This window comes from Nocardioides sp. NPDC101246, assembly GCF_044767415.1.
Taxonomy (GTDB): domain Bacteria; phylum Actinomycetota; class Actinomycetes; order Propionibacteriales; family Nocardioidaceae; genus Nocardioides.
The window spans coordinates 1-15,532 of the sequence record NZ_JBIWNX010000003.1; the positions used below are offsets into that span (position 1 = coordinate 1).

13 protein-coding genes are annotated in these 15,532 nt (G+C 70.4%); 2 read left to right on the top strand and 11 right to left on the bottom strand.

All coding sequences use genetic code 11. From position 1 onward, the window contains the following. Positions 1 to 137: 137 nt before the first annotated feature. The 7 genes from ACIRON_RS05410 to ndk all read right to left on the bottom strand — a co-directional run bounded on the left by ACIRON_RS05410 (position 138) and on the right by ndk (position 8,505). Entirely contained in the window at positions 138 to 1,820 is a 1,683-nt protein-coding gene (locus ACIRON_RS05410) for a S8 family peptidase (RefSeq protein ID WP_402989965.1), read from the bottom strand. A 93-nt stretch (positions 1,821 to 1,913) separates the two neighbouring features. Next, complete coding sequence (gene rodA, locus ACIRON_RS05415) at positions 1,914 to 3,137, bottom strand: rod shape-determining protein RodA (RefSeq protein ID WP_402989968.1); 1,224 nt, start codon at positions 3,135 to 3,137, stop codon at positions 1,914 to 1,916. 17 nt (positions 3,138 to 3,154) lie between these two features. Next, positions 3,155 to 5,242 carry a penicillin-binding protein 2 gene (gene mrdA / locus ACIRON_RS05420; protein ID WP_402989970.1) on the bottom strand — a complete coding sequence of 696 codons (2,088 nt, stop codon included), beginning with the start codon at positions 5,240 to 5,242 and terminating at the stop codon, positions 3,155 to 3,157. A gap of 1 nt (position 5,243) precedes the next feature. Next, positions 5,244 to 5,798 carry a rod shape-determining protein MreD gene (gene mreD / locus ACIRON_RS05425; RefSeq protein WP_402989973.1) on the bottom strand — a complete coding sequence of 185 codons (555 nt, stop codon included), beginning with the start codon at positions 5,796 to 5,798 and terminating at the stop codon, positions 5,244 to 5,246. Next, on the bottom strand, positions 5,795 to 6,811 hold the full coding sequence (mreC, locus tag ACIRON_RS05430) for a rod shape-determining protein MreC (protein ID WP_402989975.1): 1,017 nt from the start codon (positions 6,809 to 6,811) through the stop codon (positions 5,795 to 5,797). Before mreC ends, mreD begins: the two co-directional genes overlap by 4 nt. Position 6,812: 1 nt before the next feature. Beyond that, positions 6,813 to 7,838 carry a rod shape-determining protein gene (locus ACIRON_RS05435; protein ID WP_402989978.1) on the bottom strand — a complete coding sequence of 342 codons (1,026 nt, stop codon included), beginning with the start codon at positions 7,836 to 7,838 and terminating at the stop codon, positions 6,813 to 6,815. Between the two features lie 262 nt (positions 7,839 to 8,100). Then, a complete protein-coding gene (ndk, locus tag ACIRON_RS05440) occupies positions 8,101 to 8,505 on the bottom strand; it encodes a nucleoside-diphosphate kinase (protein ID WP_091049296.1) in 405 nt (134 codons plus the stop codon). Positions 8,506 to 8,615: 110 nt separating this feature from the next. Here ndk and ACIRON_RS05445 point away from each other — a divergent pair, with 110 nt between their 5' ends. Next, positions 8,616 to 11,036: a Tex family protein gene (locus ACIRON_RS05445; RefSeq protein WP_402989983.1), complete on the top strand. Its 2,421-nt coding sequence runs from the start codon at positions 8,616 to 8,618 to the stop codon at positions 11,034 to 11,036. Positions 11,037 to 11,175: 139 nt separating this feature from the next. On the opposite strand, the gene ACIRON_RS05450 is transcribed toward ACIRON_RS05445, so the two are convergent. Continuing rightward, the gene (locus ACIRON_RS05450) at positions 11,176 to 11,883 is read right to left on the bottom strand and encodes a pyridoxamine 5'-phosphate oxidase family protein (RefSeq protein WP_402989986.1); all 708 of its coding nucleotides are present in this window, start codon (positions 11,881 to 11,883) and stop codon (positions 11,176 to 11,178) included. A 73-nt stretch (positions 11,884 to 11,956) separates the two neighbouring features. Here ACIRON_RS05450 and ACIRON_RS05455 point away from each other — a divergent pair, with 73 nt between their 5' ends. After that, positions 11,957 to 13,330, top strand: a complete 1,374-nt coding sequence (locus tag ACIRON_RS05455; RefSeq protein WP_402989989.1) for a PLP-dependent aminotransferase family protein — start codon at positions 11,957 to 11,959, stop codon at positions 13,328 to 13,330. On the opposite strand, the gene ACIRON_RS05460 is transcribed toward ACIRON_RS05455, so the two are convergent. The 3 genes from ACIRON_RS05460 to ACIRON_RS05470 are packed head-to-tail and all read right to left on the bottom strand — an operon-like array spanning position 13,317 to position 15,448. Then, entirely contained in the window at positions 13,317 to 13,586 is a 270-nt protein-coding gene (locus ACIRON_RS05460; protein WP_402989992.1) for a competence protein CoiA family protein, read from the bottom strand. The two genes, ACIRON_RS05455 and ACIRON_RS05460, sit on opposite strands and share 14 nt — an antisense overlap. A 10-nt stretch (positions 13,587 to 13,596) precedes the next feature. Next, the gene (locus tag ACIRON_RS05465; protein WP_402989995.1) at positions 13,597 to 14,016 is read right to left on the bottom strand and encodes a DUF4233 domain-containing protein; all 420 of its coding nucleotides are present in this window, start codon (positions 14,014 to 14,016) and stop codon (positions 13,597 to 13,599) included. After that, positions 14,006 to 15,448, bottom strand: coding sequence for a bifunctional folylpolyglutamate synthase/dihydrofolate synthase (locus ACIRON_RS05470; RefSeq protein WP_402989998.1), 1,443 nt, complete (start codon positions 15,446 to 15,448; stop codon positions 14,006 to 14,008). The genes ACIRON_RS05465 and ACIRON_RS05470 overlap by 11 nt, the downstream gene beginning before the upstream one ends. Positions 15,449 to 15,532: the final 84 nt, after the last annotated feature.

Genomic DNA, 15,532 nt, shown 5'->3' on the forward strand with positions numbered 1-15,532 from the left:
TCCCCCCCCGGCCCCCACCCCGTGCCCAACCCACCAACACCCCCAAAACCCCCGCCACAAAACCCCCCCCCCCCCCCCCCGCCGGGGCCCCCCCCCCCCCCCCCCCCCCCCCGGCTGCGGCGTTGCCGGTGGTGGGATCAGGCGATGGAGGTGTCGTCGATCAGGAAGCTGGTCCCGAGGGAGGAGTCCTCGGTGCCGGTGAACGTCAGCGTGACGGTGCTGCCCGCGAAGGACCCGAGCGAGAACGACTTCAGCGAGTACGACGAGCTCGCATTCAGGTTCGAGTACGTCGCCAGCGTCGTCGACCCGACCTTGACGGTCAGCTTGTCATAGGCCGTCGAGGTGGTCGTCTCGTTGGTGATCACCCGCAGGTAGAACGACAGGGTCTTGCCGGTCGTGGGCAGGGTGACCGACTGCGACAGCGTGTCGGTGCGAGCGGAGCCGTAGCCGTTCAGCCACGCCTTGTAGGAGCCCGAACGGGCCGGGGCGCTGCTCGAGCTGTCGATCACACCCGAGGAGGCGCTCCAGCCGGTCGCACCCGACTCGAAGCCCGGGTTGGTCAGCAGGTTGCCCGTGGTCGGCGGGTCCGTCGGGTCGGTGCCACCGCTCCACAGCGAGTAGAGGAGGCGGTTGGGTGAACCGGTCCCCGGCGAGGTGACCACACCGGTGGTGGCGTTGGCGTTGATCGCCGAGGCGACGGCGGAGGCCGACGCCGTCGGGTTCGCCTGCAGGTAGAGCGCGGCCACACCGGCGACGTGCGGGGTCGCCATCGACGTACCGGAGATCGTGTTGGTCGCCGTGTTCGAGGTGTACCACGCCGAGGTGATCGAGGAGCCCGGGGCGAACAGGTCGACGCACGAGCCGATGTTGGAGAAGCTCGACCGGGCGTCGGTGTTGGTCGTCGAGCCGACGGTCAGGGCTCCGGCCACCCGGGCGGGCGAGCCGTTGCACGCGTTCGCGCCGGAGTCGTTGCCCGCGGCCACGGCGTAGGTGACGCCGTCAGCCATCGAGCTGGTGACCGCGGAGTCGAGGGTCGAGGAGACCCCGCCACCGAGCGACATGTTGGCGACCGCCGGACCGGAGGTGTGGTTGGAGGTCACCCAGTTCACACCCGCGATCACTCCGGCGGTCGTGCCGGACCCGGAGGCGTCGAGCACGCGGACGGGCACCAGGGTGACGTTCTTGGCGACGCCGTAGGTCGACCCGCCGACGGTGCCGGCGACGTGGGTGCCGTGGCCGTTCTCGTCCTCGGTGCTGGACCCGATCGCGGTGTAGCCCGAGGTCACCCGGCCACCGAAGTCCGCGTGCGTGGAGCGGATCCCGGTGTCGATGATGTACGCCTTCACACCCGAGCCGGTGTAGTCGTAGTGGTAGTTCGAGTTCAGCGGCAGGTTGCGCTGGTCGATCCGGTTGAGCCCCCAGGTGGGGTTGGCCTGGTCGCCGCTGGCCTTCACGACCTGGTTGGCCTCGACGTAGTCCACGTCGGGATTGCTGCGGAGCGCGTCGAGCGCGTCGGCGTCGAGCGTGGCGGAGAAGCCGGTGATCGCCTTGTCGTAGGCGTACTTCACCGAGCCACCCTTCTCCTTGGCGAGCGCCCGGGCGTCGGCGGCGTTGGCCTTGGCGGCCGCACCGTTGCCCTTCATCACCACGATGTAGGAGTTGTCGATGGCCGTCGACTTCTCGGCACCGATCAGCGGTGCCGGACTGTCGGCTGCGCCGGCGGGACCGGACATGGCCAAGATGGTGGTGGCGGCGCCGACGGCGGTGACCGTCGCTGCTGCCAGTGCGCCGAGACGCTGGGTTCTGTGGGGTCGGTTCACGATTACTGCTCCCGTCGTCAAGCAGCCTCGGGTTGAGTGCTGCAAGGGGTAACAGATGCCCTGTGGGGCAACCGGGACGGAACGTAATCGAGTTTACTGACGATGAAACGCGACATCTTTTCGCACTGCAGCAACCTGCAGGCGATCGCGCGAACGGAGGTCCTGAAGTGGTCCGGACCGGTCCAGACCGGTGCGACGCGAACGGGCCGAGATGCCGAGCAGCAGACCGACCGCCAGCAGCGCCGCGATCATCGAGGATCCGCCGTAGGAGATCAGCGGCAGCGGCACCCCGGTCACCGGCATGATGCCCAGGCACATCCCGATGTTCTGGAAGCTCTGGATGCCGAGCCAGCACACGATCCCGGCCGCCGCCACCCGCCCGAAGAGGTCGTCGGTGCGCGCCGCGATCCGCAGGCCGCGCCACAGCACGACACCGATCAGCCCGATCACCAGCAGCGAGCCGACCAGCCCGAGCTCCTCCCCCACGACCGTGAAGATGAAGTCGGTGTGCTGCTCGGGGACGAAGCCCGCACGGGCCTGCGATCCCTGGAACAGGCCCTGCCCGAAGATGCCGCCGTCGCCGATCGCGATCCGCGCCTGCTGGACGTTGTAGCCGGCCCCGCGAGGATCCAGCGACGGATCGGTGAACGCCATGAACCGGTTGATCTGGTACTGCTTCAGCACCCCGGTCGCGACCACCGTCGTGGCAGCCGCCACGCCGGTCAACGCCAGCAGCGCCAGCCATCGCCGCGGTGTCCCCGCGGCCGCCAGCACGCAGAAGACCGTCACCCCCAGCACCAGCGTGGTGCCGAGGTCGGGCTGGAGCAGGACCAGGGCGATCGGCACCGCCGCGACCAGGATCATCGCGACCACGTCGCCCAGCGACACCCGTGCCCGCCAGCGGCCCTCGCTGCGCTCGGCCAGGACCAGCGCCATCGCGATGACCACGGCCAGCTTGGCCAGCTCCGAGGGCTGGACCTGCACCGGCCCGAGATTCACCCACGACTTCGACCCGTTGACCGTCGAGCCCATCACGAGCACCAGCACCAGCCCGACCACCGCGGCCAGATAGACCACGGGCGTCAGCAGCCGGACCCAGCGGTGGTTGGTCGCGACCACGCCCACCATCATCACCAGCCCGGCGGCCACGTTGATCGCCTGTTTGCGCAGGTAGGCGGTGGTGTCGCCACCGGTGATCGCGTCACGGTGGATGGTCGCGGACCAGACCAGCAACACCGACAGCGACACCAGGACCAGGACCGCACCGAGAAGGATCAGGTCGATGCGGCGTACGAAGGCCATCACGTCGTTCTTCATGACTCGGTCTCCTCCGCTCAGTCCTTGGGAGCGGCGATCGAGCCGTCGGCACCGAAGGCCGGCAGGTTCTTCGGCGGGTCGATGCCCGTGATCATGGCCTTGTTGGGCCGGACCTCGACACCGCCCTCCTCGATCCCGTAGAGCGACTCCCACAGCTTGCGTACGGCATCACCGACCGATCCCGAGCCGGTGCCACCTTGGGAGATGGTCATGATGACGACGTACTTCTTGTTGTACGAGGCGACCCATCCGGTCGTCTGCTTGCCGGTGACCTCGGCGGTGCCGGTCTTGCCGCGCACCTTAACCTCGTCGAGCGGGAACCCGCCGAACTTCCACGCCAGCGAGCCGCTGCGCGGGGTGCCGAGGAGCGCCTCGTTGACGTAGTCGATGCTCTTGGCCGACATCTTGACCTTGCCGACGACCTTCGGGTCGATCTTCTCGACCACGGTGCCGTCGCCGCTGACGACCGCCTTGCCGATCCGGGGCTCGTAGAGGGTGCCGCCGTTGGCGAGGGACGAATAGGCCCGGGCCAGCTGGATCGGGGTGACCATGGTGTCGCCCTGGCCGACGGAGAAGTTCACCGCGTCGCCGGTGCGGTAGTAGTTGCCCTCGATGCAGAACTCGTGGGCGAACAACTGCAGGAACGCGGTCGGCGCATTGTCCTTCTCGTCCATCCGGCAGTAGTAGCCCTTCATGGCCTCGTAGTACTCGGCCTTCCACTTCCGGTCCGCGATCCGGCCCGACGACTCACCGGGCAGGTCGATGCCGGTGCGCTTGCCGAAGCCGAACGCCTTGGCCGTCTCCACCAGCGGGTCCCTGGCCTTGACGTTGGCAGGGTTGGAGCCGTACTTCTGCCAGTAGTTGACCCCGATCTGGTAGAAGAACGTGTTGCAGGAGACCTCGAGCGCCTTGGCGAAGTCGATGAAACCGTAGGCGCCCGACTCGTAGTTCTTGAACCAGCGGTTGCCGACCTGGAGTCCGCTGGAGCAGTTGAGCCTGGTGTCTCGGCTGTATCCGTTGTTGAGCGCACCCACCGTCATGAACGGCTTCCAGGTCGACCCGGGCGCGAACTGACCCTGGGTCGCCCGCGGCAGCAGCGGGTAGCCCGCCTTCTCGGAGTAGAGCCGGTCCAGCTGCTTCTGGGTGATCCCGCCGACCCACTCCTCCGGGTCGTACGTCGGCTGGCTGGCCATCGCGACCAGCCGGCCGGTCTGTGCCTCCATGACCACGACAGAGCCGGAGTCTGCCTCGTAGTTGCGGCCGGTGATCTTGTCGAAGGTGCCGCGGGCGGTCTCGATCGACTCGGCCAGCAGCTTCTCGGCGCGGCCCTGCACCTTGGCGTCGATGCTGGTCACCAGCGTGTCGCCGGGCTGGGAGGCGACCGAGTCGCCGCGCCCGATCTCACGGCCGACCGAGTCGACGGTGACGGTGTCGTAGCCGGGCATCCCGCGCAGCCACTGGTCGTACTCCTTCTCGACGCCGGAGCGACCCACCATCGAGGTGATGTTGAGCGACTCGTCGCCGCGCTCCTTGGCGTTGTCGTTCTCGTCCTCGGTGATCGGGGAGAGATAGCCCAGCACTCCGGCGGCGTTGATACCGAAGGGGCTGGGGTAGGAGCGCAGCGTCTGCTTCTCCGCGACCACCCCGGGGAAGTCCTCCGGCTGCTCGAGGATGCGCAGCGCGGTCGACTCGGAGACGTCGGTGGCGATCGGGACCGGCTGGTAGCGGGTGCCGGACCAGCTGGCGATCGCCTCGTTCTGCTTCTTCGGGGACACGTCGACGGCCTTGGCGACGCGCTTCATCAGCGTCACCTTGTCGTCGTCGTCGAGGCCGTCGAGCACGCCCTGATCGAGGCTGACCACCCAGGCGGAGCGGTTGGTCACGATCGGCCGGCCCTGGGCGTCGACGATGATGCCGCGCACCGGCTGGCGCACGATCTCGCGCTTGGACTGCGAGGCCGCGGCCGCCTGATAGGCGTCGCCGTGGCGTACCTGCAGGTAGAAGAGCCTGACCCCGAGCGTGGCCAGCAGCGAGAAGACGAGCGCCTGGATCACGATCAGCCGCAGCCGGCTGACCTGCGCGGTGGAGAGTCGACTCGCCGCCATCTCAGGAGTCCCCCTTGCCGATCAGCCACAGCAGCGCCGGGATCAGCAACGGCGCCAGCAGCAGGTCGTAGCCCACGCTGATCGCCACGGTCGGCAGCAGCGTCAGCGGCGCCTCGCCGAGGATCAGGCCGCTGACCGCGAAGATGCTGACGCCGATGAACGCGCAGGTGGCCACCGTGGCCATCACGGTCATCGCGTTGGGACGGCCCTGGCCGCCGTGGCTGCGGCTCTCGCCGATGCTGCCTTCGCGGACGCGTCCGGCGACGTAGCCGACGATCAGCAGCGCGAGGGCCCACCGGCCCGCGGTGTGGTCGGCGGGCGGCGCCAGATCGAGCAGTACGCCGGCGGCGAACCCGGTCACCAGACCGGCCTGCCCGCCGCGGGAGAGCGCGACCGCGAGCACGACCAGGAGCGCGAGGTCGGGGGTGATCCCGCGGATCGCGAAGGCCGGGGCCACGCTCAGCTGGAGGACGACGGCGATCACGACCAGCATGCCGACCAGGACGTTGCGCAGCACCGGTGCGGCGCTCGGGGCGCGGCCTTCCACCTGGCTCATCGCAGCTCCCCTTCCGGCGTGATCACGGCGCGGTCGCTCATGGTGCCGTTGGGCACCACCACCCCGACGACGTCGAGCGAGCCGAAGTCGACGTACGGCTTGATCCGGGCCGTCTGCGAGGAGTCGCGCACGCTCTCGAAGGTGTCGGTCACCTCGCCGATCGGCAGCCCGGAGACGTACGGAGCGGCCCGGCCGTCACCCCAGGTGATCACCGTGTCGCCCTTGAGCGGGGCGGTGGACCGGTCGACGAGGTCGAGGGTCAGCAGACCGGAGCCGGCGACCACACCGGAGCCCCGGACCATGCCGACCTGGCCCGACTTCTTGCCACTGCGGTCCTCCCCGCCGACGCGACCGCCGACGACCGAGGCGGCGTCGACGATCAGCAGGACCGTCGCCGAGGTCTTGGTGACCCGCAGTACCCGGCCGACCAGGCCGTCGCCGGTCACCACCGACATGTCGGACCTGATCCCGGCGGCGCTGCCGGCATCGATGGTGACGGTGCGGCGGAAGGTCTGGGCGGGGCCGTAGGCGGTGACGCGCGCCGGCACCATGGAGTAGCCGAGATCCTCGGCGGCGCGGGTGATCGACTCGTACTCGGCGAGCTTGGCCCGGCCGTAGTCGGTGACCTCGACCTGACGGCGCAGCGTGGAGTTCTCGGCCTCGAGCTTCGCGACCCGGTCGCGCAGGTCGTCGCGGGTGTCGAACCACTCCGGGATGTCGGTGAACGGACGGGCGACCAGGGCAGCGCCGGTCTCGAGCGGGGAGACCACCTCGCCGACCGCGGCCCGGGCCGGCTCCAGGACGGGGGTCTGGTCGAGCGTCGCCAGCGTCGCGCAGCACAGGATGAGCGCGATCAGCCAGGAGCGCTTCGGGCCCCCGCCGCCGGGCTTGGTCTCGAGGCTGCCGCGGCGGTTGAGCCTCTCCCGCGGCGTACGGACCTTGGGTTTGGGGCCTTTGCGTTGTTCCAGCCCTTTGCGCAGACGTTCGCTGGGGCGGGGGCTCAGCAACGACACGTCACCATCTCCTGTTCTCGTTCACCAGGACGGGGCGGAGCACGTCGTAGTCCTCCACGCAGCGGCCGGCGCCCATCGCGACCGAGGTCAGCGGGGACTCGGCGACGTGGACGGGCATGCCGGTCTCGTGGCGCAGGCGCTCGTCGAGCCCGCGCAGGAGGGCACCGCCGCCGGTCAGCACGATGCCGCGGTCCATGATGTCGCCGGCGAGCTCGGGTGGCGTCTGGTCGAGGGTGGACCGGACCGCGTCGAAGATGTCGTGCAGCGGCTCCTCGATCGCCTTGCGCACCTCGGCACTCGAGACGGTCACGGTGCGCGGCAGGCCGCTGACCAGGTCGCGTCCCCTGATCTCGGCCTCGGGCTCGTTGGGCAGCGGCCAGACCGAGCCGAGCGTCATCTTGACCTCCTCGGCGGTGCGCTCGCCCAGGAGCAGCGCGTGCTCCTTCTTCAGCCAGGTCATGATCGAGTTGTCGAGCTGGTGGCCGGCAGTCCTGATCGACTGCGAGGTGACGATGCCGCCGAGGCTGATCACCGCGACCTCGGTGGTGCCGCCGCCGATGTCGACGACCATGTTGCCGGTCGGCATGTGCACCGGGAGCCCGGCGCCGATCGCGGCCGCCATCGGCTCCTCGATGATGTTCACCATCCGGGCGCCGGACTGGTAGCCGGCCTCCTTCACCGCGCGGATCTCGACCGCGGTGATCCCGGACGGGACGCAGATGACCATCCGCGGCTTGGCGAAGTAGCGGCGGCGGTGGACCTGCTGGATGAAGTAGCGAAGCATCTGCTCGGTGGCCTCGAAGTCGGCGATCACGCCGTCCTTCAGCGGCCGCAGCGCGACGATGTCGTCAGGCGTACGTCCCAGCATCTTCTTGGCCTCATGGCCGACGGCGACCATCTCGCCGGTGTTCTTGTTGAGCGCGACCACACTCGGCTCATCGACAAGGACACCCTTGCCGCGAACGTAGACGAGTGTGTTTGCGGTGCCGAGGTCCACCGCCATGTCACGTCCAATGATGCTCGCCATACGTCCTCGCGTTCCCGGGGCGCCGCGTCGGGGATCTGTGCTGCAGGATACGGGCCTCCCGACGAGGCTACGAAGGTCCGAGCCTCAATCCGGAGAGGCTCGCCGAAACCGCAACGATACGGGGTACGTCCGCGGCGTCGAAGCCGGGGATACCTGGTTTCGGACACCGTCGAAAGACCGTGAAAACGAGAGATCGCGCCGGTGGTTCACCGGCGCGATCGGTCAGCGGATCCGCGCTTCGCGCGGCCCCTTGCTCGACGTCTCAGGCACCGAACCAGAGCTTGATCTCGCGGTCGGCCGACTCGGGCGAGTCGGAGCCGTGCACGAGGTTCTCGCGGTTGGAGAGGGACAGGTCGCCGCGGATGGTGCCCGGGGCGGCCTTACGGCCGTCGGTGGCCCCGTTGAGCGCACGGACGACCTCGATCGCCTCGTCGCCCTCGAGGACGGCGGCGACGAGCGGGCCGGAGGTGACGAAGTCACGCAGCGGCGGGTACCACGGCTGCTCGACGTGCTCGGCGTAGTGCTCGTCGGCCGTGCCCGCGTCGATGGTGCGGTGCTCCAGCTTCACGATCGAGAGGCCCTTGGCCTCGTAGCGGGACAGGATCTCCCCCACCAGGCCCCGGCGGACGGCGTCGGGCTTCAGGATCACGAACGTGCGCTGCGTCATGGGCTGAGCGTATCGGGGCGGGCCGGCCCGGGCACGTTCGGGCCGGTCGCGGCCGTGCCTCGTCGGCCTTGTTGAAACCATGTCGGTGGGATGCGGCAGGATTGCGTTCCGTGACGACAACCCCATCAGCTCCGACGCTCGCAGACTCGATGGCCGCCATCCCGGCCCGCATCGCCGAAGATCTCGGGGTGCGCCCGGCGCAGGTGACCGCCGCTGTCGCCCTGCTCGACGAGGGCTCGACGGTGCCGTTCATCGCGCGCTACCGCAAGGAGGTGACCGGCGGCCTCGACGACGCCCAGCTGCGTACGTTGGAGGAGCGTCTCGGCTACCTGCGCGACCTGGAGGAGCGGCGTGCGGCCGTGCTCGCCGAGATCGCGAAGCAGGACAAGCTCACCCCCGAGCTGCAGGCCTCGATCCTCGCCGCCGACACCAAGGCGCGGCTGGAGGACATCTACCTGCCGTTCAAGCCGAAGCGGCGCACCAAGGCGATGATCGCCCGCGAGAACGGGCTCGAGCCGCTGGCCGACGGGCTGATGGCCGACCCGTCCCAGGACCCGGTCGCTCTCGCCGAGGGTTTCCTCGGGGAGAACGTGGCCGACACGAAGGCCGCGCTCGACGGCGCCCGGGCGATCCTGGTCGAGCGGTTCGGCGAGGACGCCGACCTGATCGGCACGCTGCGCGAGCGGATGTGGAAGCAGGGTCGCCTGGTGACCCGCGTCCGCGAGGGCCGCGAGAACGACCCGGCGGCGGCGAAGTTCTCCGACTACTTCGAGTTCTCCGAGGCGTACGCATCGCTGCCCTCGCACCGCACCCTGGCCGTCCTGCGCGCGGAGAAGGAGGAGGTGCTCGACCTCACCCTGTCCCCCTACGTCGAGGAGCCGGAGCCCGGGGTCGCCACCGACTACGAGCGCTCGATCGCTGCCCGTTTCGAGATCACCGACTCCGGCCGTCCGGCGGACAAGTGGCTGGCCGAGACGGTGCGGTGGGCGTGGCGTACGCGGATCCTCTTCCGTCTCGAGCTCGACATGCGCACCCGGATCCGCACCGCCGCCGAGGAGGCCGCGATCGCGGTCTTCGCCGACAACCTGCGCGACCTGCTGCTGGCCGCGCCGGCCGGTACGCGGGCGACGATGGGCCTGGACCCCGGCATCCGCACGGGCGTGAAGGTGGCCGTCGTGGACGCCACCGGGAAGGTGGTCGACACCTCGACGGTCTACCCGCACGAGCCGCGGCGTGACTGGGACGGATCGCTGGCGACCCTGGCGAAGCTGGCCAAGAAGCACTCCGTCGACCTGATCGCGATCGGCAACGGCACCGCCTCGCGCGAGACCGACAAGCTCGCCGCCGACCTGCTGAAGCTGCTGCCGGACCTGAAGATGACCAAGGTGATGGTCTCCGAGGCCGGCGCCTCGGTCTACTCGGCCTCGGCGTACGCCTCCTCCGAGCTTCCCGAGCTCGACGTGTCGCTGCGTGGGGCGGTGTCGATCGCGCGCCGTCTCCAGGACCCGCTGGCCGAGCTGGTCAAGATCGAGCCGAAGTCGATCGGGGTCGGGCAGTACCAGCACGACCTGCCCGAGTACGGACTCTCCAAGTCCTTGGACGCGGTCGTCGAGGACTGCGTGAACGGCGTCGGCGTCGACCTCAACACCGCCTCGGCTCCGCTCCTGCGCCGGGTCTCGGGGATCACCGAGTCGCTCGCCTCGGCGATCGTCGCGCACCGGGACGCCAACGGCCCGTTCCGGACCCGCCGCGAGCTCACCAAGGTGGCGCGGCTCGGCCCGAAGGCGTTCGAGCAGGCGGCCGGGTTCCTCCGGATCCGTGGCGGCGACGACCCGCTCGACATGTCCGGTGTCCACCCGGAGGCCTATCCGGTGGTCAACCGCATCCTGGACAAGGCGTCGGCGGACATCGGGTCGCTGATCGGCAACACCTCGACGCTGAAGTCGCTGAAAGCGTCGGAGTTCGTCGACGAGCAGTTCGGTCTGCCGACGGTCACCGACATCCTCTCCGAGCTCGAGAAGCCCGGCCGCGACCCGCGTCCGGAGTTCCGCACGGCCACCTTCTCCGAGTCGGTGCACGTGATCGCCGACCTGCGTCCCGGCATGGTCCTGGAGGGCACCGTCACCAACGTGGCCGCCTTCGGCGCCTTCATCGACATCGGGGTCCACCAGGACGGCCTGGTCCACATCTCCGCGATGTCGGACAAGTTCGTCGAGGACCCGCGCGACGTGGTCCGCTCCGGTGACGTCGTGCGCGTCAAGGTCCTGGAGGTCGACGAGGCCCGCAAGCGGATCTCGCTCACGCTCCGGCTCAACGACGACGCTCCCGCGGGTGCGGGTGCTGCGGGCGCCAAGGGCGAGGCCGGCGGTCGCCGCGGCGGTCGCCCCGGCGGTGGCCAGCGTGGCGGCCAGGGCAGTGGTCAGGGCAAGGGCGGGCCCAAGGGTGGCGGCAACCGTGGCGGGCAGAACAACCGCCCCGCTCCCGCCAACAGCGCCATGGCCGACGCGCTGCGGCGCGCCGGGCTCAGCTGACCCTCGCCGAGTACGCAGTTGTTGCGGCCGAATCCGTAGTTGTGTAGATCGAATCTGCGGTTGTGGGCGACGAAAGTGGAGTTTCGTCGCCCACAACCGCGTTCTCGGCCCGCAACAACTGCGGACTCGCGCTCCACAACTACCGATTCGCGGGGCTCTGGGCGGCTCCGAGCCCGGCGGCGCGACGTACGACATCCTCCGGGGCCGGACCGGTCGCGTCCTCAGACGTGACCGGGGCGCCTGCGACGCGGTGGATCGGGATCACGCCCGCCCAGGTTCCGGCCTCGATGTCCTCGGGGTCGTCGACCGGCCCCTCGGCGCGGGCCTTCATCGAAGCCTCGGCGAGCGGGAGAGCGAGTACGGCGGTCGCGGCGAGCTCCTTGCGGGTCGCCGGACGCAGGGTCTCCCAGCGTCCGGGGATCATCTGGTCGACGACCAGCGCCAGGGCGTGCTCGCGCTCCTCCGGGTCCTCGACCAGGCGGGCGCGGCCGATGATCACCGCCGAGCGGTAGTTCATCGAGTGGTGGAACCCGCTGCGCGCCGCGACCAGGCCGTCGAGCTCGGTGATCGTGACGCACACGTCGCGCTCCAGCGCCCGGGCGAGCCAACCGGCGGCGACCGAGCCGTGCAGGTAGAGCGACCCGCCCGCGTCCGGGCCGTCGAGATCGAAGCCGTACGCGGTGGGCAGGACGACCGGGTGGGCGTCCTCGCCCGACCCGACGGTGACGCCCAGGTGGGCGATGAGCGCCTCACCGAGGAAGGTGTGCAGGCGCTCGCGGTCGGGGACGGCGCGGTTCTTCCCGCGGCTGACACTGGTGCGTGGAGTGGGTGACAATGTCGTGCTCATGGCACCATCCTGGTAGCGAAGTGGCCTGCACGCACGGGCCAATTCTGACCTACTCCGACAGGCCATTCGACCGATGCTCCCCGTGACCCTTGACCGCATCTGCGGCGAGCCGCTCCCCGCCCAGCTCGCCGGTCAGGTGCGCACCCTGGTCCTCTCCGGCACCCTCGGGACCGGCGACCGGCTGCCCTCCAGCCGCGCGCTCGCCGCCGATCTGGGCGTCTCGCGCGCGGTGACCGAGCAGGCCTACGACCAGCTCACCGCCGAAGGGTGGCTCGAGGCGCGCCGCGGATCCGGGACGTACGTCGCCACGACCCACCCGAGGGGAGTGACGCCTCGGCCGACGCGCGTGACCTCTGGGCCGACCGGGGTGACGCCTCGGCCGACGGGAGCGACGTCTCGGCAGACGGGGGCATCCTCCCGGCTGGATACCGGCACGCCGTTCTTCGATCCGCGGCTGGAGCCGGGGTGGCGGCGGGCGTGGCGGGAGGTCTCGGCGGCCGCTCCGCCGCGCGGCTACGACGATCCGCGGGGGCTGCTCGAGCTGCGCGAGGCGCTGGCGGCGAGGCTCGGGCGCACCCGTGGCCTCGACCTCCACCCGGACGAGATCATCGTGACCGCGGGCACCACCGACGGGCTCCGTGCGCTCCTCCCCGAGCTGCGCCACGGGCCGGTGGCGGTCGAGGATCCGGGATACCGGGCGGCGGCCGAGACGGTGCTCACCTACGGTCGCGAGGTCATCGACCTGCCGGCCGTGGAGAGGGTCACAGACCTGGGGCCCGCAGTCGCGGCGTACGTCACTCCGGCTCATCAGCACCCGCTCGGGCGCGTCATGCCGGCGGCCGACCGGCTGGCGCTGCTCGAGGCGGCCAGACGGGCGGACGCGGTCGTGATCGAGGACGACTACGACTCGGAGTTCCGCTACGACGTCGCGCCGGTGCCGGCGATGGCCAGACTGGATCGCGGCCGGGTGGTCTATCTCGGCACCGCGGCGAAGTCGGTGGTACCGACGCTGCGCCTGGGCTGGCTGGTCGCACCACCCGACCTGCACGAGCTGATCCTGCGCCGCCGCACGATCACCCACGCCGGCGCCGCCTGGCCCTCGCAGCGCGCACTCCTGACGCTGCTGCGCGACGGCTGGCTCGACCGGGCCGTACGGTCCGCCCGCCGCGTCTACGCCGAGCGTGCCCCGAGGGTGGCCGAGGCGATGAGTCCCTACGCCACGCTCGCCGGCCCGCTCGCCGGGATGTACTCGACCTGGCTGCTGCCCGAGACGGACGCGCTCCGAGCCCGCGACGCCGCCCGGGCCGCCGGCTTCGAGATCAACCTGCTCTCCACCTACGCCCGCACCAGCGGCCTGACCGGGCTGGTGATCGGGTTCGGCGGCGTGAGCGACGCGGAGCTCGATCAGGCGCTCGCCGCGATCACCGGCGTACTCAGCGACCGCTAGCGTCGTCCTCGATCAGGTCGAAGAGGTTCTCGAGGCTGTCCGGGTCGTCCTCGCCTCCGCCGACGGCCCACCCGGAGCTGGTCCGTCGCAGCTGCGCGCCGACGAGCCGGCACGACTCCCCTGCCTTGTGCGCGTAGTGGGCCGTACGCGTCCGCGGCCGCCGCAGCACCAGCGCGTTGCCGCACGCCGGGCACAGTGCCCAGTCGGTGGCCGTCTCGTCGTCCGTCGCCATCTGCAGCTCGTCGCGCTCCTCCACGGCAGCCAACCTACCTGGGCTCGGCCTCTTCCCCGGCCTCTTCCTCGGCCTCTTCTTCTGCGGTGATCCGGTCGAACGCCTCGAAGGCCGCGGCACGCTCGCTCTCGATCTTGCGACCGAGGATGTCGGCCATGCCCCACAGCACCGCGAAGATCACGCCGACGACGAACATGATCGGGATCAGGAAGCCCATCCCGATCGCGACGACCTGCAGCACCCAGCCGACCCAGTAGGCCCACGGGCGGCGCAGCATGCCGGCGACCAGGATGCAGGCCACGAAGAACCCGAGGCCCAGCGGAAGCGCCAGCCCGGCGGAGACCCCGCCGATCGAGATCATCACGGGTGCGGCCAGCGCGACCGCGAGTCCCTCCATCGAGATGATCGCGGCGCACATCCCTCGCCGCGGCGACTTCTCCCGCTCACTCGCCATCTGCGTCCGCCTCCAGATAGGCCTCCAGCTCGGGGTCGGTGGTCGGCACGACCTTCGCGGTCGCCGCGGAGACACCGGAGGAGCCACGGGCGCCCAGCAGCGTACGCGCCTCTCCGGCGGTCACCACCGAACCGGTCACGAGCACCGCACCCTCGGAGATCGAGCCGGTCTCGGCGGACTCGGACAGGGCGAGCGCGGCGTCGATGGCGTCGGCGAGGCGGGGCACCACCGAGACGCGCTCCTCGCCGTAGAGGTCGACGGCGACCTTGGCGAGCTCGACGGCGGGCAGAGCGCGCTCGGTCGAGTTCTGGGTGATGACGAGGTGCTCGAGCGCGGGCTCGAACGCGGCCAGCAGGCCCTCGACGTCCTTGTCCCCCATCACGCCGATCACACCGACGACGCTCGAGAAGGAGAACGAGTCCTCCAGGGCGGCCACGGTGGCCGAGGCACCTGCCGGGTTGTGGGCGGCGTCGATCAGGATCGTCGGGGACGAGCGCACGATCTCCAGGCGCGCCGGCGAGTCGACCTTGGCGAACGCGTCGCGCACGACCTCGTCGGCCAGGACGGTCTCGCCGAGGAAGGCCTCGACCGCGGCAAGGGCCGCCGCCGCATTCTGCGCCTGGTGGGCGCCGTAGAGCGGCAGGAAGAGGTCCTCGTACGTCCCCCGCAGCCCCCGCAGCGTGAGGATCTGTCCACCCACCGCCGGGGTGCGGGACACGACCGCGAAGTCGGTGCCCTCCCACAGCAGCCGGGCGCCGACCTCGGCGGCGTGCTGGTCCAGCACGGCGGCGACGTCGACGGACTGCTCGGCGATCACGGCGATCGCACCGGGCTTGATGATCCCGGCCTTCTCGCGGGCGATCGCGACCGGGGTGTCACCGAGGTACTTCGCATGGTCGACCGCGATCGGCGTCACCACGGCGACGTCGGCGTCGGCGACGTTGGTCGCGTCCCAGCCGCCGCCCAGGCCGACCTCGACCACGGCCACGTCGACCGGCGCCTCGGCGAACTTGGCGTACGCCATCGCGACCATCGTCTCGAAGAACGACAGCGGGTGCGGCTGGTCCTCGTCGACCATGCCCAGGTAGTGGGCGACGTCGTTGAACGCGGCCACGAACTCGTCGTCGTCCAACGGCGAACCGTCGACCGAGATCCGCTCGTTGATCCGCTCGACGTGCGGCGAGGTGAACCGCCCGACTCGCAGGTCGAGCGACCGAAGCAGCGTGTCGATCATCCGGGAGGTGGAGGTCTTGCCGTTGGTGCCGGTCAGCTGGATGATCCGGAACGCGTCCTGCGGGTCGCCGAGAATCTCGAGCAGGGCACGGATCCGGTCCAGCGACGGCTCCAGGCGGGTCTCGGGCCAGCGCGACTGCAGCGCTTCCCAGACCTCTTCGATCGTGGCCGCCAAGCGCGGCGCGGGAGTCTCACTCATCAGCCCGAGTCTAAGGCGTGGTCCCTTCCCAGCGAATCGCCGGACCGACTACCCTCCCCCTCATCTCGGACTGACACCCCATCC

Coding starts and splice junctions, on each gene's coding strand:
- ACIRON_RS05435 (WP_402989978.1), bottom strand. CDS start 7,838: ATGGCGAGCATCATTGGACGTGACATGGCGGTGGACCTCGGCACCGCA.
- ACIRON_RS05465 (WP_402989995.1), bottom strand. CDS start 14,016: ATGGCGAGTGAGCGGGAGAAGTCGCCGCGGCGAGGGATGTGCGCCGCG.
- ACIRON_RS05455 (WP_402989989.1), top strand. CDS start 11,957: ATGCTCCCCGTGACCCTTGACCGCATCTGCGGCGAGCCGCTCCCCGCC.
- ndk (WP_091049296.1), bottom strand. CDS start 8,505: ATGACGCAGCGCACGTTCGTGATCCTGAAGCCCGACGCCGTCCGCCGG.
- ACIRON_RS05450 (WP_402989986.1), bottom strand. CDS start 11,883: ATGAGCACGACATTGTCACCCACTCCACGCACCAGTGTCAGCCGCGGG.
- rodA (WP_402989968.1), bottom strand. CDS start 3,137: ATGAAGAACGACGTGATGGCCTTCGTACGCCGCATCGACCTGATCCTT.
- ACIRON_RS05470 (WP_402989998.1), bottom strand. CDS start 15,448: ATGAGTGAGACTCCCGCGCCGCGCTTGGCGGCCACGATCGAAGAGGTC.
- mrdA (WP_402989970.1), bottom strand. CDS start 5,242: ATGGCGGCGAGTCGACTCTCCACCGCGCAGGTCAGCCGGCTGCGGCTG.
- mreD (WP_402989973.1), bottom strand. CDS start 5,798: ATGAGCCAGGTGGAAGGCCGCGCCCCGAGCGCCGCACCGGTGCTGCGC.